This window comes from Achromobacter pestifer (assembly GCF_902859625.1).
Lineage (GTDB): Bacteria > Pseudomonadota > Gammaproteobacteria > Burkholderiales > Burkholderiaceae_B > Achromobacter > Achromobacter pestifer.
In genome coordinates this window covers 119,688-140,062 of sequence record NZ_CADIJX010000001.1, presented here as the reverse complement: position 1 = coordinate 140,062, position 20,375 = coordinate 119,688, and the positions used below count along the sequence as shown (strand labels likewise).

Sequence of the window (20,375 nt, the reverse complement as noted above, 5' to 3'; positions counted from 1 at the left end):
CTCCCCCTCACATGAAAAGCCTATACCTGCTGGCGGCCGCCACCCTGGCCGCCCTGGGCGTGCTCGTCGCGCTGCCCATGTCCTTTGTCGGTCTACAGGCCATCTTCCCGCACCTGGCCGAAGGCTCCCTGCGGAATCCCTTTGGCGCCTGGTCCGCCACCTTGGCCAATACGGCCACGCTGACCTTGGTGGCGGGCACGTTGAAACTGGGCCTGGGCGTTGCCGCCGTCAGCGCCTTGATCGGCATCCCGCTGGGTGCGCTGCGCGGGCTGTTCCAGGTGCCGCTGGCGCGGTTCTGGGACGCCGTGTTCCTGGTGCCCTTCCTGCTGCCGCCCTATATCGCCGCGCTGTCCTGGACCATGGCGCTGCAACCGCGCGGTTACCTGGAGCAAGTGGCGGGCTTCAACCTGGGCCCGCTGCTGTTTTCGCCGTCAGGCGTGACGCTGGCCATGGGACTGGCCATCTTCCCGGTGGTGTATTTCGCCGTGTCGCGCAGCATGGCCGCCACCGGAGCAAGACTGGCGGACGTGGCTCGCGTCTTCGGCGCCAGCCCCTGGCGCGCATTCATGCGCGTGACATTGCCACTGGCGCTACCCGCCATCGCGGCCAGCCTGCTGCTGGCATTCACCTTGGCCATCGAGGAATACGGCGTGCCCGCCGCGCTGGGCTCGCAAGCTGGCGTGGCCGTGCTGACGACCGCCATCGAACGGCGGTTGGCCGATTGGCCCATCGACCTGCCCGGGGCGGCGTTGCTATCGCTGGTGCTGGTGGCGCTGGCGCTGACCGCCTATGCCATCCAGCGCGCGGTCATCGCCGGGCGCGGCTTTGAAACCATGACGGGCAAACCCGCGCCGCTGGCGCCAGGACACCTGGGCGCCTGGCGCGTACCGGTCGCGCTGCTGTTTGCTGCGGTCGCCCTGATCGCGGTGGCGGCCCCGCTGGCCTCCATGCTGGCCGCGGCGTTCACCCGCCACGTGTCGGCCGGCTTGTCTCCTGGCAATCTGACACTGGCCAACTTCGCCGCCTTGTTCGACGCACGCGGCGAAGCCTGGGAAGCGCTGTCGACCAGTCTGTCACTGGCAACCGGCACCGCTTTGCTTGCGGGCGCCGTGGGTCTGCTGGCTGCCTGGTGCGTGGCCGGCAAGCACGTGCCGGGTGCCGCCATCATCGACGGCTTGGCGTTGCTGCCCGCCGCGCTGCCGGGCGTGGTGGTGGGCGTGGGGTTGATCCTGGCATGGAACCAGCCGTTCTGGCCCGCCACGCCTTACGGCACCTGGGGCATTCTGCTGCTGTCCTACACCTGCCTGCTGCTGCCCTATCCGGTGCGCTATGTCAGCGCGGCGCTATCGCAGATCGGCGCCAACCTGGAAGCCGCCGCGCGCGTGCATGGCGCCAACGCCGCGCAGGCCCTGCGGCGCATCGTGTTGCCGTTGGTGCTGCCAGGCCTGGCCGCGTCGATGCTGATGGTGTTTGCGGTGGCCTCGCGGGAACTGGTCACGTCGCTGCTGCTGGCGCCCGCCGGCGTGCAGACGGTGTCCATCTACGTCTGGCGCCAGTTCGAGCAAGGGTCGGTGGGTGAAGGCATGGCGATGGCCGCCGTGGCCGTGGGCGTCAGCTTGACGCTGATGCTGGCCGCCACGTTGATCCGTCGGCGGCAACCGGCCTGATCGCGGCAAACGCCGCGGCAAGGCAGGTGACGGCGGGCTGGCGCCAAGCAGGGCCAGCCCGTTGCCTATTCCGCCACGGGCTGCATCTGGCCAGGCACGACACGGTTGCGCCCCTGGCGCTTGGCTTGATACAGCCCCCGATCGGCCACCTGGATCAGGTCGGTGCATGGCTGGTCTTGGGTGGGCACGGCCGTGGCCGTGCCGATGCTGACCGTCAGCCAAGGCCCGGACCCCGTGTCCTTTTGCGGAATCTGCATGGCCTCGACGGCGCGGCGCAGTTTTTCCGCCGCCAGCCGTGCGCTACCCGCAGGCGTGCCCGGCAGCACCAGCGCGAATTCCTCGCCGCCAAAACGGGCCGCGAGGTCAGTGGATCGGTCGCAACTGGCAAAAATCGTGTTGGCCACGCGCTTCAACGCTTCGTCGCCCGCGATGTGGCCGTAGGTGTCGTTGTAGGACTTGAAGTGGTCCACGTCGATCATCAACATACTGATCTCACGGCCGTCGCGGCGCGCGCGCTGCCATTCCGCGTTGAGGTATTCGTCAAAATAGCGGCGGTTGCCCAGGCCGGTCAGCCCGTCTGAATTGGTCAGGCGGCGCAGTTCCATATTGCTTTCCAGCAACTGCTGCTGGCTTTGGCGCAGGGCTTGATAGGCCTCGTCGCGCTGCACCAGCGCCAGATACGAACGCGAGTGGTAGCGGATGCGCGCCACCAGCTCGATGGAATCGGGCAGTTTCACCAGGTAGTCGTTGGCGCCCGCCGCAAAGGCCGCGCTCTTGATGGCGGGATCTTCCTTGGTGGACAACACAATGATCGGGATGTCGCGCGTGACGGGATGGTTGCGGTATTCCTGGACCAGGCTCAAGCCATCCACGCCCGGCAGCACCAAGTCCTGCAAGATGACGGTAGGCCGTGTCTGGATCGCTACCGTCAACGCCTTGTAGGGATCCGAGCAATAGTGGAAATCAATGTTGCCCTCCGTCGCCAGAGCCCGTCTGATCGCCTCGCCGACCATGACCTGGTCGTCGACGAGCAGCACCATGGCCGCGTGCGAATTGAGATCCGCGGAGGCCGAGCTGTCAATGGGAGGGTGCATAGTAATTCCTTGATGTCTAGCAATATCGGGCCGCTCAGGCAAATGCCTGGATCAAGCGGAAAGCGATTTGGTCCAATGGTCTGATTTCCACCGCCGCCTGTATGGCCGCCGCCGCTTTGGGCATGCCATACACGGCGCTGGTGGCCTGGTCCTGGGCGATGGTAAGGCATCCGCGTTCGCGCAGGGCTTTCAGCCCGCGCGCGCCATCCTGCCCCATGCCGGTCAACAGCACCCCCACCGCCATGCCGCGCCAGTGCTGCGCCACGCTATGGAAGAACACGTCGATGGAGGGCCGGTACAGGCTTTCCTTGGGGTCTTCCGTATACCGCAGTGTGCCATCGGCCAACAAATGCAGATGGTCGTCGGTGCCGGCCAGCAGAATCTGGCCGGGTAACGGCCGTTCGCCTTCCCGTACCAGCCGAACGGGCAACAACACCTGATCGTTCAGCCAATCCGCCATGCCCGCCGCAAACGAGGCGTCCACATGCTGCACCAGCACAATGCCTGCGGGAAAGTCCAGCGGCACATCGCGCAGCAACTGCGCCAGGGTCGCGGGACCGCCGGCCGATGCCCCGATGACGAGCAAACGTTGCGAGGTCTGCCGGGGCGCCATCTTGTCCACCGGCGTCAACGCCGGGCGGTTGCCGTAGCGGCCAATCAACCAGCCGATATTGCGGATCTTGCGCAGCAGCGGCCCGGCGGCGCTGCGCATGTCGGCGCCGCCCACCACTGGGGTATCCACGGCATCCAGCGCGCCGTATCCCATGGCATCGAAGACGCGCGAGGTGTGCCGGGCCACATCGGCCGTCACCACGACAATGGCGCAAGGCGATTCCGCCATGATGCGGCGCGTGGCTTCCACGCCGTCCATCACCGGCATGATCAAGTCCATCAGCACCACGTCAGGGCGGTCGCGCGCGCACTGCGCCACGGCCTGTTCACCGTTGGCGGCCACCCAAGCGACTTCCAGCCCCGGTTCCAGCGCAATCGCGCGCCTCAGGGTTTCCACCGCCATTTGCAGATCGTTGACGATCCCGATTCTCACGTCAGTGCCTTTCCGATCAAGTCTTCGACGGCATCAAGCAGCGCATCGTCGTGGAAGCTGCCCTTGGCCAAATAGTAGTCGGCGCCGGCATCCAGCCCGCGCCGCCTGTCTTCTTCGCGGTCTTTGTATGACACTACCATTACCGGCAGGCTTTTCAACCTGGGGTCCGCCTTGATGCGCGACACGAGTTCAATGCCGTCCATGCGCGGCATGTCGACGTCGGTCACGACCAGGTCGAAATCCTCGCTGCGCAGCATATTCCAGCCGTCCATGCCGTCCACCGCCACGGCCACTTCAAACCCCCGGTTCAGCAGCAGCTTGCGTTCCAGTTCGCGCACCGTCAGGGAATCGTCCACCACCAGCACGCGCTTGCGGCGGCGAGCCTGAATCACGGGGCCGCCACCATCCACGCGCGTCAGGCGCCCGCCTTCGATCAATTTCTGAACCGACAACAGCATGTCTTCGACGTCCAGGATCAGCAACGGCGTGCCGTCGTCCATCAAGGACCCGGCCATGACATCCTGCACCTTGCCCAACCGCGGGTCCAGCGGCTGCACCACCAGCGTGCGCTCGCCTACATAGCGGTCCACGGCGATGCCGTACAGCTTGTCGTGATCCCCCACGACCACGACGGCCACCGACTCCACGGAGGCCGCCGGCTCTCCCGCCCGCAGAATCTGGCGGGCCGACACCAAGCCGATCTGCTTGCCCATGAAACGGAAATGCTGATGGCCTTCCAATTGTTCGATGTCTTCCGAGCGCACCTGAAGGGCGTGGCTGACATACGCCAGCGGGAAGGCGTAGATCTCGTCCTGCACTTCCACCAGCAGGCTGCGCACGACTGACAGAGACAAGGGCATTTCCAGCACGAAGCGCGTGCCCTGCCCCGTCGTCTGATGAATCCGCACGGCCCCACGCAGTTGCCGCACCATGGTCTGCACCACATCCAGACCCACGCCGCGCCCCGAGATTTCAGTCACTTCGCCGCGAGTGCTGAAGCCCGACAGGAACAGGAATTCCAGCAGTTCTGCCTCGCTCAGCCGCGCCGCCGTCTCGGCGTTCGTCAGCTTGCGCTGCACCACTTCAACCCGCAGCCGGTCCAGCGAAATACCCGAACCGTCGTCGCTGAGTTCGATCAGCAGCATGCCGGCCGCATGCCGCGCCGACAGCTTGATCAGGCCTTCCGGCGACTTGCCCGCGTCCATGCGGTCCATCGGCATTTCGATGCCGTGGTCCACCGCATTGCGCAGCAGATGCATCAGCGGCGCATCCAGCTTTTCCAGGATGTCGCGGTCCACCTGAGTGGCGTCGCCCTCGATCTCCAGGCGCACCTGCTTGCCCAGCGAACGCCCAAGGTCGCGCACCATGCGGGCCATGCCGCCCAACCCGTCGCCGAAAGGCCGCATCCGGCAAGCCAGCGCCGTGTCGTACAGCCGCTGCGTCAGATGGCTCATGCGCCAGCCGAATTCGTCGACCTCGCTGGTACGTTGCGTCATTTCTTGTTGGCATTGCTCGACGATGCGTTGCGCATCGTCCAACGCAGCCTGGACCCGCGCATCCACGTGCTGACCCATCAACGCCGCACGCACGCCGTCCAGCGCCTGCGCCGCGCCGGACTGCATGCGCCGCAGGCGCAGCATGGACGCGCTGAACGGCCCGATCCAATGCGACTCCACCAACGTCTCGCTGGACAGGCCCAGCAGTTTGTTCAGCGTGTCCGCGGTAACGCGCAACACGCGCTCGCCATCGGAGAGCCCCTGATCGGAGCTTCGGCGCACCAGCGCCTGCGCAGAGGCGGCCGTGGCCGCAGGCGGAGTTGGCGGCGTAGGCGCGGCAGGCGGCGGGTCGTCGAACCGTTGAATGGGCGGCAAGAAATCCGAAGGCCGGGGCGGCGCTGGCGGTTTGGCCGGTGGCGCGGGCGGCGCATTGGGCGCATTGCTCAGGCGGGTAACCAGGTCGTCGATTTCGGCGCCCAGCTCAACCCCGGGCGTGGCCACGCGCTGCAAAAGGTCCGTGCCCAACAGCAAGGCATCGATGTCGGTCGCCTGCAAGCGCAGACGCCCTTCCTGCGCGGCCACCAGACAGTCTTCCATGGCGTGCGCGATGCGCACTGCCGGGTGCAGGTCCACAATGCGGGCCGCGCCCTTCAGTGAATGGGCCGCGCGCATGCAGGCTTCAAGCTGGGCCGCCGACGTCGGGTCGTGCTCCAGCGCCAGCAGGCCGTTGTTCAGCACCTGCACCTGCGTGCGGGTCTCAAGCTGGAAAAGCTCAAGGAGCGAAGCGTCGCGCATCTGGTCCGGGTTCACGCCAGGCTCCGTTCCAAAGCTTGCATCAGCAGACTCTCGTCCAATACGCCCACGCTGCGGTCTGCGCAGCGCACCACGCCGCGCGAATATTTCAGGCTTGCGCCTTCCACGGTCGCCGGCAGCGGCTCAAGTACGTCCAGGTCCACGGCATGAATCCCTTCCACTTCATCGACCGGCAACACCACCGCCCGGCCCGCGCCGCCGAAAATCAACATGCGCGCGGCAGCGCGTTCGCGCGTATCCACTGGCGGCGAATCCAGGCCAAGCAGACGCGCCAACGACACACAGACAGTCAGGGTGCCGCGCACGTTGGTCACGCCCAGCACGGCCGGGTCGCGCCGATGCGGCAGCGTCAGGATCATGCGCGTGCTGGCCACTTCGTCCAACGCGCGCGTGGGCAGTCCCAGCCATTCCCGGCTCAGGCGGAACACCAGCAACGACGACAGCCTGCGGCTTTCGCTCGTTACCGGTTCGTGGTCTTGCACATCCATTTGCGGCGGCAAGCGGTCCAGGATTCGCTTGGCGGCGGTTGCGTACACCGGGCAATTGCGGCAATGCACATAGCCGGACAGTTGCCCGCAGCTTTTGTCGCCGCGTATGCCGATGCGGTTCCAGCAGTCGTCCACCTCGGACAACAGCGCGATGGATTCACTCACGTCGAGCCTCCTCTCGCGCTGCGCGCGCCTGAAGTCGGCGGGCGCCTGAAGTCGGCGGGCGCCTTCAACGTCACCTGCCGACGCGATCAGCGCAGCCAGGTGCAGCAGTGCTTCGCGATGGGTGGGGTCCAGGTACAACGCCTTGCGGTAGGCCGCCTGCGCCTCGCGCGCGTCGCCCGCCGCGTCTTGCAGCAAGCCCAGCAGATGCAAAGCATCTGCGCTGGCGCCATGCACTTCAAGGTGCACCCGGCACTGCACCAGGGCCTCCTGCAAGCGGCCTTGATCGGCCATTGCCTCGATCTGGCGCAAGGAAACGTCGGCACGGGAAGCGCCGGGCGCCTCCACGGGAGCGGCGGGCACGGGCGGGATCGCGGCATGCGGCAAAGGCAGGCGTGCCGGCGGCGGCGGCGCCACCGGCCTGCGGGGCGGCGTCCAGGCATGGACGATAGGCTTGGCCGGCGTGAACACCTCAACGGGTGGCGGCATGGCCTGCGCCAGGAAGGCGAAAGACCGCGCCGCCGGCACGATGGGCAGGCGGCGTGCGGTCAGCAGGCTGGTTTCAGCCGGCCCCACGAAGATGATGCCGTCACCGCGCGTAAAGCGCCGCAATACCTGCACTGCCCGTTCTTGCGTCGCCGTGTCGAAGTAGATCAGCAGGTTGCGACAGAACACGAAGTCATAGGGCGCCGCACCCAGCAACAGATTGGCGTCAAACAGATTGCCCTGCTGGAAGCGGACCCCTTCCCTGACCATCGCCGACAACTGATAGCCATCGGCCGTCTCAGTGAAGTGCCGGTCACGATAAGCCAGGTCGTCGCCACGGAAGGAATTGCGGCCGTACACGGCGCGTTGCGCGAATTCAACCATGCGTTGGCTGATGTCCACGGCATCCACCTGGAAGCGCGCGGCGGGAACCCCCGCGTCCAGCAAAGCCATGGCGATGGAATAAGGCTCTTCGCCGCTGGAGCACGGCACGCTCAATACGCGCAGCACGCGGTCTTCGGCGACGCCTGCCGCAAACAAACGTTCGCAGGCCAACCCCGCCATCGCCGTCTGCGACTCCGGATACCGGAAGAACCAGGTTTCCGGCACGATCACGGCCTCGATCAGCTGCTGCATTTCCGTGGGCGATGTCTGCACCCGGATCAGATAATCGTATTCGTCCGTGGCGTTCACGGCGCCCATGCGATGCCGCACCGCACGTTCGACGGCGGCCTTGCCGATGGACCCGCTGTCCAATCCCATCTTGCGCTTAAGCAAGGCACTGAATTCGTCGACCAAGGTCATGTCCCGCCCCCGTCTGCACCGCTGTCGCTCGTTGCCGGGAACAGCAGCGCCCGCACCGACGCGGGCAGCAGGTCCTCAACCTTGACGGCCTGCACCATGCCGCGCGCGTCGCTCAGCACCGGCCCCAGATAGCGGGCATCAGGGTTGTCCAGGCCATATGGCCGGAAAGCCGCCGGGTCGTAATGCACCGTCTCGGTCGCCTGCTCCAGAATCAGACCCAGCAAGCGTCCATCCGCAAGGGCATCCGGCCGGTAGCGCACCAACGCCAATCGCGTGCTGGTCACGGCAACCGCCGCCCCATTGCCCGCCAACGCGCTCATGTCGATCACGGGCACGGGCTCGCCGCGCCGGTCCATCATCCCGGCCACCCAAGGAGGGGTGCCGGGCACCTGCTTCAAGGCGCGCAGCCCCAGAACCTCGACGACATCGCCCGCGTCCAGCGCATAGCGGTCTTCGCCGATGCGAAACAGCAGGTACAGCCGCCGCGCCGCAGCAAGAGCGGCGCTTGGCTGGGACGAAGAAGCGGCTAGTTCCGCCATGACGGGCATCACACCTTGAAGCGCGACACGCCGCTGCGCAAGTCGTTGGCAACCAGCGTCAGCTCTTCAATCGCCAAGCTGGACTGGCGCAAGGACTCCACCGTCTGCTGGGCGGCGTCGCTCAATTGCTGCAACGCCTGGTTGATCTGTTCGGCGCCGGTCGCCTGCGCCTGCATGCCTTCATTGACCATCTGCACGCGCGGCGCCAGCGTCTGCACCTGCTGGATGATCTGCGACAGCTGGTCGCCCACCTGCTGCATGTCGGCCATGCCGCGACGCACCTCTTCCGAGAACTTGTCCATGCCCATCACACCGGCCGATACCGATGACTGGATCTCGCGCACCATCTGCTCGATGTCATAGGTGGCCACGGCGGTCTGGTCGGCCAGACGGCGGATCTCTGTCGCCACCACCACGAAACCGCGCCCATACTCGCCGGCCTTCTCGGCCTCGATCGCCGCGTTCAGCGACAACAGGTTGGTCTGGTCAGCCACCTTCGTGATGGTCGTGACCACTTGCGTGATATTGCCGGCTTTCTCGTTCAGGATAGCCAGCTTGGCATTGACCGACCCTGCCGCGCCGACCACATTGCGCATCGTGTCTTCCATGCGCGCCAACCCGACCTGCCCACTGCCCGCCAGCGATGCGGTCTGCTCGGCGGCGCTGGACACTTCAGTCATGGTGCGCACCAATTCGCGCGAGGTCGCCGAAATCTCACGCGAGGTCGCGCCGATCTCGGTCGTGGTGGCCGCCACTTCCGACGCGGTGGCCTGCTGCTGCTTGGACGTTGCCGCGATCTCGGTCACCGAGGTGGCGACCTGCACGGCCGAACGCTGGGTCTTGCCGACCAGTCCGGTCAATTCATCAACCATGCCGTTGAAGCCCAATTCGATGGCGTTGAATTCATCCTTGCGCGCCAGCGACAGACGGCGCGTCAGATCGCCGCCGCCAGTGGCTTCCAGCGTCTTCACGATGTCACGCATCGGATTGGCGATGGCCCGCATCAACAGGAAGCCGCACACGATGGCGGCGGCAATGGCCAGGGCCAGCGAAACCAGCATGCCGGCTTCGGCCGTATCCACGGACTTCTGAATGTTGATGGCGGATTCGTCGGCCTGCTGCTTGTTTTCGGCCACCATCTTGGCCAGGATGTCGCGCCCCTTGTAGAAGGCGGGCCGCAGTTCAGTCTTGATGCGCGCCTGCACCTGCTGCAAGTCACCCGCCGCGGCTAGCGACAAGATGTTTGCGCGGATGCGTTTGTACTCCTTCAATTCCGCTTCAAAGTCACCGAACATCTTCTGGTCTTCGGCGCGCGAAATCGTGCGACGGTACAGCTCGATGCTCTCTGCCAACAGCTGATCGTTGGCCGGCAAGGTATCCAGGGCCGCGCGGCGTTCCTGCTCCGTATCCGAGTTGTAGGCATCCTGCACCACCACGAAGCCCGCAAACCATGACGCGCGGATGGTGGTGCTGTGATAAATGCCGGGCACGGCATCGGTATTGATCGTGGCCACTTCGGCCTCGATATGCAGCAGGCGCCGGTAATCCACCACCACCATCAACGCCATGATGGCCAGGATGACCAGGAAGCTGGCCAGGATGCGCTGGCGGAGTGTCAGATTCTTCATGCCGGGAGACCTTTGTGCTGGTTCAACGCTTCAACGCCCCAACGGGACGCCCCTGAACGATCCGATCGGACGCGCTACCGCGCGTATCCACCCCGTAGATGACGGGATGTGGAGATATTCTCTAATTATTGCAAAGGCTTGGCCTGTCAGCCACGAAAATACAAGGGAAACCCTTGGGAAAGGGCTAGGTTCGTCTTAAAAAAGCAAAGCATGCTTACAAGCCCTTGTATTTTGCGGTGACAGAGCGTACCAGTGTGGCTATCAGGCCGGATCCCGCCACAGGGCTTCCGGCGGCCGGGCCCCTACCCAGTCATTGGCCTGTTCATAGGCCTGCGCCAAACACAGGACGTCCCGGTCGGCCTGCGGTGGCCCCACCAGTTGCATCCCCATTGGCAAGCCCTGCGCGTTGAACCCCACGGGCACGCTGATCACCGGGCAGCCCGCCAGCGTCCAGGGCGTTACCGTCTCCATCCAGCGGTGATAGGTGTCCATGGGGCGTCCGGCAATCTGCTTGGGCCAGTCCAACGCCGCGTCAAACGGGAAGACCTGAGCCGAAGGCACGGCTAGGAAATCCACGTCATCGAACATGCGCAACACGGTCTGATACCAGGCGCTACGCTCTTCAGTGGCCTGATAGACCTGTCGTGCCGTCATGCCATCCAGCCCCTCTACTTCCCAGATCAGCGCCGGTTTGAGCAGCTTGCGCGTTTCAGGATTCTGAACCAAGGCGTGGAACTGGCCGCCCACCATCAGATGGCGATGCGCCAGCCAGATGCGCCACAGCCGGTCACCGGCGAACGGCACCTGGTAATCGACCACATCGCAACCCGTGGATTCCAGCGCAGCGAGGCCCTGGGAGCACAAGTCCAGAATGCCCGGTTCCATCGCCAGGTAGCCGTTCCAGTCGCCCAGCCAGCCGATGCGCTTGCCGCGCATGTCGGCGTCCAACGGGGCGGCGAACTGGGCCGGATCGTCCCGCAACGACAACGGCGAGCGCTTGTCGTGCCCTGCCATCACCGACATCAGCAACGCCACGTCGCGCGGCGTCCGGCCCATCGGCCCTTCGTAGGACAGTTGCTTCAGGAACACTTCCGGCGACGGGCCGAAAGGCACGCGGCCTGCCGATGGACGCATGCCGTAGACGTTGCAGAAGGCCGCCGGGTTACGCAGCGACCCGCCGAAATCACTGCCGTCGGCCACGGGCAGCATGCGGGCTGCCAGCGCGGCGGCCGCGCCGCCGCTGCTGCCGCCGGCGGTCTTGGAGGGATCATAGGGGTTGCCCGTGGTGCCATAGACCCGGTTATAGGTATGCGAACCCAAGCCGAATTCCGGCACGTTGCTGCGGCCGATGAAGATGGCGCCAGACGCCCGCATGCGCTCGACGATGATGGAATCATGCGGCGTGACAACATCCTTATAGACCAGCGACCCCATCGACGTGACCATGCCGCGCACCGCGGTCAGGTCTTTCGGAGCCTGCGGCATGCCGTGCATCCAGCCCAGCCATTGCCCCGCCGCCAGTTGCGCATCGCGTTCAGCGGCCTCGGCCAACAACGCCTCAGGTTCGCGTCGCGCAACGATGGCGTTGATCTTGGGATTCGTGCCATCGATATGCGCCAGATAGGCGCTCATGACCTCGACACAAGACAGCTGACGTTGCCGGATCGCATCCGACAAGGCATGCGCTGGCATGGCGACGATGGGATTCAGGCTGGCGGAAGCGGCGAGGGTCATGCAGGTCTCCTAGTTGTCGTTATGGACGCTCGCGATCAACCGCCAGCGCCACCGACATACTACGCAAACCCGACTCACCGTGCGAACACCAGCAAGGTGGACGTGGCCGATGCCAGCAACCGACCCTGCGCGTCCGTCAATTTGGCTTCGGCGTAGGCCACCCGCTGGCCCATCGACAAGACCCGGCCTTCCGCTCGCAGCAGGCCGCTATGGCGCGTGATGGCCTTGTGATAGGCCACTTTCAACTCTAGCGTGGTGTAGGCCTGCTCGGCCGACAATTGCGAATGCGCGGCGCAGCCGCAAGCGGAATCCAGCAACGTGGCGGCATATCCGCCATGCACGGTGCCGATGGGGTTGTAGGCCTGCGGCCCCGGGGTGCCCGCGAAGACCGCGCGGCCGACTTCTACTTCAACAAAGTCAAAATCCAGGGTCACCATGATGCCCGGCTTGCGCCCGGACGCCAGCAAGGCGCGCAACTGCGCCAGGCCGTCCAGGCCCGCGCCGGTCTCGTCGACCAGACTGGGTTCACGTTGGGGAGTCGAGGGAGAGGTCATCAGCATTGCTCCAGGCCCAGCCGGGCCTTCAAGAGCCGGCGGGCGTCCGCCAGCATGGCATTCGCCCGTTGCGCATCGGTTTCGCAACGGGCCAGGGAAACCGAGCCAACCAGTTCAGCCAGGACCGAGCGGGCCAGCGGTTCGGATTCGGGATAGCCGGCCTCGGCCAGCCTGTCCGCCAGGGCCTGCATCAAGCGGCGCGCGCCGATGGCATAGGCCTCGCGGCACGTGTCGGACTGGCGTGGCAGATCAGCGGCCAGCGCCACCAGCGGGCAGCCGTGGGCGCGCGCCTCACAATGGGCCGGCGAGAGATAGCTGTCGATGTAGGCCGCCAGGCCTTCGACCGGCGTGCGCCTTTCCATCCGACGCTGCGCGCGCGCCAATGTCTCGTCGAACATATGTTCGATCGAGGCCTCGACCAGCGCGTCCTTGGAATCGAAATGCGCGTAGAAGCCGCCATGCGTCAAACCGGCCTGCCGCATGATCGTGGCCACGCCCACTCTGTCGGGGCCTTCGGCGCGCACGGCATCCGCTGCCGTCTTCAAGATGCGTATCCGCGTTTGCCGCTTATGTCCGTTGTCGTAGCGCATGGCTGGCCCTGCCATTGGATGATGGTCGTCATATTAATATGACGATCATCATCCAACAAGACAGGCGCCCGGGATTCAGGGAAACAGATGCTGCGCCAGATGGTCGACGAATACCCGCAACTTGGGCGACGCATGGCGGCTGGCAGGCCAAAGCACCCACATCGTGCCGCTGCCGCGCGTGCGGTCTTCCATCACGATCTGCAACTGACCCGCCGCCAGTTCACGGCGGATCGTGAAGTCCGGCAGGCAGACAATGCCCTGCCCGCCCACCGCCAGCGATATCCGCATTTCGACGCTGTTGCAGACCAGCGTCAGCGGCAAGTCCGGCGATGGCGCGTCCGGCCCCAGTCTCAAGGGCCACTTCTCCAGCCGGCCCGTCGCCGGATAGCGATAGTGCAGGCAAGCGTGGCGCAACAGGTCGGTGGCGCGCTTGGGCGTGCCGTGCAGCCGCAGGTAATCCGGCGATGCGGCCAGCACCCGCCGAAACGGACCCAGGCGGCGGCGCTTCAGACCGGAGTCATCCATCTCGCCAGTCCGGACCACGGCATCAAAGCCTTCGCCGATCACATCCACCATGCGATCCGTGAAATCCAGATCCAGTTCCACGTCGGGATACTGGCGCATGAAGCTGGCGATGGCGGCATCAAACAGCCCGCTGTAGCGCGGCAGGCTGACCCGCAACTTGCCGTGCGGGGCGTCTGTCGCTTCGGATAGTTCCAGCTCGGCGGCTTCGACTTCGCACAGGATGCGGCGGCAACGTTCCAGGAATTTCTCCCCCTCTGGCGTCAGCGCGATATGGCGCGTGCTGCGATGGAATAGCCGCACCTTCAGCCGCTCTTCCATCCGGGCCACGCTTTTTCCAACCGCGGACGACGACACGCCCAGCACCCTTCCCGCTTCGGAAAAGCTGCGCGTTTCCGCGACCAGCACGAACACGCCGATGCCGCCAAGACTGTCCATCGCTCTTTCCCAATGCGGACATGAATATCCGGAATATTCGGAATCCTAGCCTATTTTTCTTTTATGTAGTGGCCCCTAAGCTTGCCGTCATCCCGTCGCCATGCCGCGATTTTTCGCACCACGGCGACGCTTCCTTCTTGGATCTACCGACAAGCACCATGCCTATCTTCCACTCTGCTGCGCCACGCCATCGCTGGCTGCAACTCCTGTCCGCCTGTCTGACGGCGCTACTCATTCCGCTGTGCTTTACCGGCCCCGCCGTGGTCCTGCAGGCCATCAGCGACGCGCTGGGTGGGACGCCGGTGGAACTGAACTGGATCCTGAACGGCTACATCCTGGCGTACGGCAGCGTCATCATGGTGTCGGGCAGCCTGACCGATCTGTACGGCCCGCGCCGGGTCTGGCTGGCGGGCCTGATCTGGTTCTGCGCCGCGACGTTCGTGATTCCCTTTGCGCCCAGCACCGGCTGGATCGACTTCCTGCGCCTGATGCAGGGCATGGGCGGCGCGGCCGCATTTGCTGCTGCCATGTCGTCATTGGCGCCGCTGTTTCACGGCGTGGCACGTACCCGCGCCTTCAGTCTGCTGGGCACGACATTCGGCATCGGCCTGTCGTTCGGCCCCCTGGCCTCGGGCTGGATGGTGCAGGCTGCAAGCTGGGAATGGGTATTCCTGGCGACGGGCGGCGTCGGCGTGCTGGGGGCCGCGATGGTGGCCGTGAGCGTGCCGCCGGCCGTGGGCGCCGCCCACGGCCGGCTGGACTGGCCAGGCGCCATCAGCTTCACCGGCGCGCTGGGCCTGTTCACCTACGGCATGTTGCTGGCGCCGGAAGCCGGCTGGACGAACGCCCAAGTCATCGGCGCCCTGCTGGCGTCCGCCCTGTTATCCGTGGTGTTCGTGCGCGTGGAGCGCCGCACTGCCCGGCCCATGCTGGACCTGAGCCTGTTCCGCGACCCGCGTTTTGTGGGCGTGCAGGTGCTGGCCGCCTCGCCCGCCTTTCTGTTCATCGTGCTGATCGCCGTGCTGCCGGGGCGTTTCATCGGCATCGACGGCTACAGCGCCCTGGCCGCCGGACAGTTGATGATCGGCCTGGCCGCGCCGCTGCTGATCGTGCCATTCCTGGCCGCGTTGCTGACGCGCTGGTTCCACCCCGGTGTGCTGTCGGCGTCCGGTCTATTGGCCGTGGCAGTGGGCCTGGTCTGGTTGGCCAATGTCATGGCGACGGGTGCCACCGGCCTGTGGCTGCCCATGAGCCTGATCGGCATCGGCATTGGCGTCCCGTGGGGCCTGATGGACGCCATGGCCGTCAGCGTGGCCGACCCGCGCAATGTCGGCATGGCCACCGGCATTTTCAATACGGTGCGCGTGTCGGCGGACGGCGTAGCGATCGCCGTGGTCAGCGCCTTGCTGGCGCTGCTGATCCAGGTGCCCTTGACGGCGGCCTTGCCGGTGGCCACTGACGGCCAGGCGATCTTGATGGCCGCCAACCGGGCAGCGCTGGGCCAATTAAGCGAGGCGGCCGCGCTGCTGCCAGGGGCGTCCGCGTTGCTGCAACAAAGCTATGACGACGCCTTCCGTCATGTGCTGTACGCCTTGTCGGGCATCGCGGTGCTGACCGCGTTGGCCATCTATGCGTTGTTGGGGCGGCGGCATCCGGTAGCCGCCCCCGCTTGAGCATCAGTCCACCCGCCACCAACTGGGCAACAGGCCGCGCACCTTGGCACGGCGGTAGCGGTCGTCGATCAGGTGTACCGTGCCCACGTCTTGCTCGGTACGGATCACCCGGCCGGCCGCCTGCACCACTTTCTGCATGCCCGGATACAGGTAGGTGTAGTCGTAGCCATTCTCTTCCCCATAGCGCAAGTCCATGGCCCGCTTCATGTTTTCATTCACCGGGTTCACCTGCGGCAACCCTAGCGTGGCGATGAAGGCCCCGATCAGCCGCTTGCCCGGTAGATCCACTCCTTCCGAAAACGCGCCGCCCAGCACCGCGAACCCGACGCCTTGGCCGGTCTCGGTGAATCGGGCCAGAAACGCGGCCCGGCCCGGCTCGTCCATGCCCGGCGTCTGCAACCAGATCGGCACGGCAGGATGGCGCTGGCGCATCAGGTCGGCCACCTGGCGCAAATAATCAAAGCTGCTCAGAAAGCCCAGATAGTTGCCCGGCCGCTCGGTGTATTGGGAAGCGATCAGATCGACGATGGGCGCCAGCGAGCGTTCTCGGTCGCGAAATCGCGTGGACACGTTGCCCACGACCCGCACCGCCAATTGCTCGGCCTGGAACGGCGCGGCCACATCGATCCAGGGCGTGTCCGCGGGCAAACCCAGCGTGTCGCGATAGAACTGCTGCGGACTGAGCGTACCCGAAAACAGCACCGTCGCATGGGCCGCCGCGTGGCGTGCCGCCAAATACTGCGCCGGGATCACATTGCGCACGCACAAGACCGACGGGCGGGTCTTGGCGCTGGCCACGCCCACATCCGACAGCGTGACATCAAACAGCGCATGCGACCCAAATTGCTCGGCCAGACGCATGAATTGCAGCGCTTCAAAGTAGAACGCCAGCACGGGATCGTCTTGTGGCAATGGCGCCTCGCCCATGTACTCCATGATCGCGTCCACCGCTTTCTGCACGGCCGTCAGCACGCCGGGCGCCACCATGTCATAGGCTTGATATCGTTCCGCCTGTTTCTTGTTCATCGCATTCCATGACCGCTGCAAGCCGTCCAACGACTTCTTCAGCGCCTTGGGCGCGGCCTGGCGCGCGGCGGCCAGCGATGTCTGATCCAATTCGCCGGTATACATGCGGCGTGCCCGGTCCACCAGATTGTGAGCCTCGTCCACCAACACGGCCACCTTCCATTGGTAGGCCTGCGTCATGGCATAGAGCATCGCGGTGGCGTCGTAGTAGTAGTTGTAGTCGCCCACCACCACATCGCTCCAGCGGATCAGTTCCTGCGACAGATAATACGGACACACCTGATGCGCGCGGGCCGTGGCACGCACCGTAGGTGCATCCAGCCTGACATGCGTCAGCGCGGCCTCGCGCGCCTGCGGCAAGCGGTCGTAAAAGCCCCGGGCCAACGGGCAGGAATCCCCATGGCAAGCCAGGTCCGGATGCTCGCAGGTCTTGTCGCGCGACTGCAAGTCCAGCACGCGCAACGCAGGCGCGGCGGGCTGCGCATTGATGGTATCCAGGGCTTCGACCGCCAGCCCGCGCCCCGACCCTTTGGCCGCCAGGAAGAAGACCTTGTCCAGGCCCGTGCCAGGGGTGGCCTTGAGCAGCGGAAAAAGCGTGCCCAGCGTCTTGCCAATGCCGGTAGGCGCCTGGGCCATCAAGCTGCGGCCGTCACGGGCCGTGCGATACACCGCCACGGCCAGGTCGCGCTGCCCGGCGCGAAACTCTCCATGCGGAAACGCCAGCTTTTCCAGGGCACCGTCACGCGCCTGCCGATGGGCAAGCTCGGTCTTGGCCCAGGCCAGGAATCGGCCGCATTGTTCCTGGAAAAAAGCCGCCAACGCCGACGCCTCGTGTGTTTCGACCAGCACCGTCTCTTCTTCGGTGACCACGTTGAAATACACCAGCGCCACGCGCAACCGGTCCAGTCCGCGTGCCTGGCACAGCAAATGGCCGTAGACGCGCGCCTGCGCCCAATGCACCACGCGATGATTCTCGCGCACGCTGTCCAATTGGCCGCGGTATGTCTTGATCTCTTCCAACTGATGGCTCACGGGATCGTAGCCATCGGCTCGCCCCCGCACCAACAAGTTCTCATGCTGGCCGGACAGCGCGACTTCGGTCTCGTAGGCGGGCCCGCGCCGCCCTGTCACCACGACGTGGCCCGCCATCCCTTCTTGCCCCGTCGGCGCGGGCGTGAAGCGCGAGTCCAGGTCACCCGCGCGCGCCGTGAATTCGCACAATGCGCGCACCGCCACGGCGTAGCTCATGCCGCGCCCTCCTGCCAACTGACGTGGCACACCCGCACTGGCATCCCATGCGCCACGCAGTACTGCAACCAGCGGATCTGGTTGTCCTGGAGTTTGTCGCCCGGCCCTTTGACCTCGATCAGTTCATAGCGGCGCTCCGCCGGCCAGAAACGGATCAGGTCCGGCAAGCCGGAGCGGTTGGTCTTGACATCCGTCAGCAGCCGGGTGAAGTACAGCTTCAGATGCGCGGCCGGCAGGCAATCCAGCGCCTGCGTCATCAGCGTGTCGGACAAGGCGCCCCAAAACACAAATGGCGACTGCACGCCCGACTTTTCGGCATAGCGTTGCAGGATCACGTCGCGATACGCCGGGGTCTCCAGTTGCGCCAGGCAGTCCGCGAACAGCGCTTCGCGGCGCGCATGGAAGTCCGGCGCGTCCAGATCCGCCGGGCCGCGCTGGAACGGATGAAAGAATGCGCCCGGCAAGGGCGCGAAGATGGCGGGCCAGCACAACAAGCCAAACAGGGAATTGATCAGTGCGTTCTCGACATAATGCACCGGCGCATCGTCCTGATGCAGATGATCGCGGGTGACATATTCCACCGCCATGGGCTCGACCGGCCGCGGCAAGATCAGGTCCGTGCGCAACAAGGCAGGCGCCGCCGCCCGCGCCGGCATGCCCTGGCCCGCGCCCCGATACAGACGTGGCAACATCCGCGCCAGGCGTTGGCTTTCTTCCTCGCTTTCGGGCGCCTCTTGCGCTTGCAGGGCCAGCGCCAACGCGCCATCAAAGCGAGCCATGCGTTCAAGCACCCGAATGCGGCGATGCCGCGCGCCGGGATAGGCGCAGCGCGCATAGACGTGTTCGGCGGCCTGCCAGTCCTGCGACCGCTCGCACGCTTGTCCGATCCGCAGCAACACCTTGGCCCGGCGCTTCTCCAGCCACGGGTTCTGGCTGGCGCAGTCTTCCACCGCCTGCAACAAGGTGTCGAACTCGGCCCCTTCGTCCAGCGCCATCCGGCAGGCATGCAGGGCCAGATAGCCGTCCACGTCCGCGCGCGTCTGGAACGCCCGCGACGACGCATCGAACGGCACCGCCTCGTACTGGAACACGCCCAGGTCCGCCAACACGAACTCGGACCAATCCTGATAGAGATTACCGAAGAACATCAGGCGGAAGCGTTCGCAGACCTCGCCTGCCATCACGCGCCAAACCGGTTCGTCCGCGCCCGGGTTCCAGGCGTCGTAAGGCTGCGGGCCGCCATGCAGGGCGCGCACGGCCTCCAAGACGTCTGCCTTGCGCGCCGCAGGCTTGATCGGCACGCCCGCGAACATCCGGCAAAGTTCGGGCTTGGTGTGCAGGCCAAACAACTCGTCGACCGTCATTGGCGCGCGCGGGTCCAGCCAGCCCAGCGCCACCAAGGGCTGGGCTGCGAGATCGGTACTGGAGATTTCCTCATACACCAGCCGGCTGGCCCGGAACCAGGGCCCGCGCCGCATCAGCATCCGCACCATCAACGCCTGGGAAGCCTGCGGCAAGGCCGAAAAATCAGCCAGGAAGCGGCGTTCAGAGGCATCCAGCAGGTCGGCGTAACGGTCTGAGACCCACGCCAGCGCGCGCTGGAAATTGTGAAGGTAGTAGTAACGGTGCGGGGGAAACATCGGCCAGGCCAGATAACTGGGTATTTATCCAGTAATCATAGCAGGCGGCCCCGCCCGCGCCTAGCGCGGTCATCCTTGCCCATGGCGCACGATGTTGAACCCTTCGGCATCCTCGGGTTCAACAAAATACGCCGTGATCGCGTCGTACTGTTCATCGCTGGTGGTGAAAGGATGCGCCCCCGATGCATTGCGCAGGCGCAGCCTGGCCTTGCACACCGCGTCGGAAGCTTCAAGATAGTGCAATTGATGCGGGCAACCGGCCAATTCCGCCACCTGGCGCAACCACTCGCGGCTCCGCCGGGTATTGGTCGGAAAATCCAGCACGACCGACAGCCCTGCCCCGACCAGTGCCGCGACATGGCGACCCATCGCGTTGCGCAAACGGCTGGCGCAGCGAGCATAGTCCGATACATCCACGATCTCGCCGGGATACAGCGCAGCCAGCCAATGGTCCTCGCTAAGCAGGATGGTGCCCGGCCGCAAGGCCAGGGACGCAGCCAAGGTGGATTTCCCCGCGCCGATCTTGCCGCACAGGAAGTGAAGCGCCGGCATGGCTGCGGTCGTGGCGGATGGGTTCAAAGACGTCATGTAAAGCGCTCCTGGTGAGCGAGACATGCCGCAGGCGGGCCCATACGAAGTCCCCTCGCTGCGCATGTTTCGCATGCATGCTGCCCCCGGGGGGAGCATTTTTACCTTGGGCGGGGCAACAAAAAACCCGCCTCTTGGCG

At 65.5% G+C, this 20,375-nt stretch carries 15 protein-coding genes; 2 read left to right on the top strand and 13 right to left on the bottom strand.

The genetic code is table 11. The features are described from left to right. Positions 1-11: 11 nt before the first annotated feature. Entirely contained in the window at positions 12-1,667 is a 1,656-nt protein-coding gene (locus HV753_RS00600) for an ABC transporter permease (protein WP_175172482.1), read from the top strand. 65 nt (positions 1,668-1,732) lie between these two features. On the opposite strand, the gene HV753_RS00595 is transcribed toward HV753_RS00600, so the two are convergent. From HV753_RS00595 to HV753_RS00545, 10 genes are all read right to left on the bottom strand, one after another. After that, positions 1,733-2,761: a response regulator gene (locus tag HV753_RS00595; protein WP_175172481.1), complete on the bottom strand. Its 1,029-nt coding sequence runs from the start codon at positions 2,759-2,761 to the stop codon at positions 1,733-1,735. 34 nt (positions 2,762-2,795) lie between these two features. Beyond that, entirely contained in the window at positions 2,796-3,806 is a 1,011-nt protein-coding gene (gene cheB / locus HV753_RS00590; protein WP_175172480.1) for a chemotaxis response regulator protein-glutamate methylesterase, read from the bottom strand. Next, positions 3,803-6,112 carry a hybrid sensor histidine kinase/response regulator gene (locus HV753_RS00585; RefSeq protein ID WP_175172479.1) on the bottom strand — a complete coding sequence of 770 codons (2,310 nt, stop codon included), beginning with the start codon at positions 6,110-6,112 and terminating at the stop codon, positions 3,803-3,805. The genes cheB and HV753_RS00585 overlap by 4 nt, the downstream gene beginning before the upstream one ends. Further along, positions 6,109-8,055: a CheR family methyltransferase gene (locus HV753_RS00575; protein ID WP_425485863.1), complete on the bottom strand. Its 1,947-nt coding sequence runs from the start codon at positions 8,053-8,055 to the stop codon at positions 6,109-6,111. The genes HV753_RS00585 and HV753_RS00575 overlap by 4 nt, the downstream gene beginning before the upstream one ends. Next, positions 8,052-8,594, bottom strand: a complete 543-nt coding sequence (locus HV753_RS00570; RefSeq protein ID WP_175172478.1) for a chemotaxis protein CheW — start codon at positions 8,592-8,594, stop codon at positions 8,052-8,054. Before HV753_RS00570 ends, HV753_RS00575 begins: the two co-directional genes overlap by 4 nt. Positions 8,595-8,602: 8 nt before the next feature. Beyond that, complete coding sequence (locus tag HV753_RS00565; protein ID WP_175172477.1) at positions 8,603-10,222, bottom strand: methyl-accepting chemotaxis protein; 1,620 nt, start codon at positions 10,220-10,222, stop codon at positions 8,603-8,605. A 261-nt stretch (positions 10,223-10,483) separates the two neighbouring features. Beyond that, entirely contained in the window at positions 10,484-11,956 is a 1,473-nt protein-coding gene (locus tag HV753_RS00560) for an amidase (protein WP_175172476.1), read from the bottom strand. Positions 11,957-12,030: 74 nt separating this feature from the next. Beyond that, positions 12,031-12,510 carry a PaaI family thioesterase gene (locus HV753_RS00555; RefSeq protein ID WP_246288102.1) on the bottom strand — a complete coding sequence of 160 codons (480 nt, stop codon included), beginning with the start codon at positions 12,508-12,510 and terminating at the stop codon, positions 12,031-12,033. Then, positions 12,510-13,055 (bottom strand): TetR/AcrR family transcriptional regulator, encoded by a 546-nt coding sequence (locus tag HV753_RS00550; RefSeq protein WP_246288101.1) that lies wholly within the window; start codon positions 13,053-13,055, stop codon positions 12,510-12,512. The genes HV753_RS00555 and HV753_RS00550 overlap by 1 nt, the downstream gene beginning before the upstream one ends. Positions 13,056-13,175: 120 nt before the next feature. Continuing rightward, complete coding sequence (locus tag HV753_RS00545) at positions 13,176-14,060, bottom strand: LysR family transcriptional regulator (RefSeq protein WP_175172473.1); 885 nt, start codon at positions 14,058-14,060, stop codon at positions 13,176-13,178. A 158-nt stretch (positions 14,061-14,218) separates the two neighbouring features. Between HV753_RS00545 and HV753_RS00540 the strand changes: the two genes are divergently transcribed. Further along, complete coding sequence (locus HV753_RS00540) at positions 14,219-15,733, top strand: MFS transporter (protein ID WP_175172472.1); 1,515 nt, start codon at positions 14,219-14,221, stop codon at positions 15,731-15,733. Between the two features lie 3 nt (positions 15,734-15,736). On the opposite strand, the gene HV753_RS00535 is transcribed toward HV753_RS00540, so the two are convergent. The 3 genes from HV753_RS00535 to HV753_RS00525 form a co-directional block, all read right to left on the bottom strand. After that, positions 15,737-18,007, bottom strand: a complete 2,271-nt coding sequence (locus HV753_RS00535) for an ATP-dependent DNA helicase (RefSeq protein ID WP_175172471.1) — start codon at positions 18,005-18,007, stop codon at positions 15,737-15,739. Further along, positions 18,004-19,647, bottom strand: coding sequence for a VRR-NUC domain-containing protein (locus tag HV753_RS00530; protein ID WP_175172470.1), 1,644 nt, complete (start codon positions 19,645-19,647; stop codon positions 18,004-18,006). Before HV753_RS00530 ends, HV753_RS00535 begins: the two co-directional genes overlap by 4 nt. A gap of 69 nt (positions 19,648-19,716) precedes the next feature. After that, entirely contained in the window at positions 19,717-20,235 is a 519-nt protein-coding gene (locus tag HV753_RS00525; protein ID WP_175172469.1) for a P-loop nucleotide/nucleoside kinase family protein, read from the bottom strand. Positions 20,236-20,375: the final 140 nt, after the last annotated feature.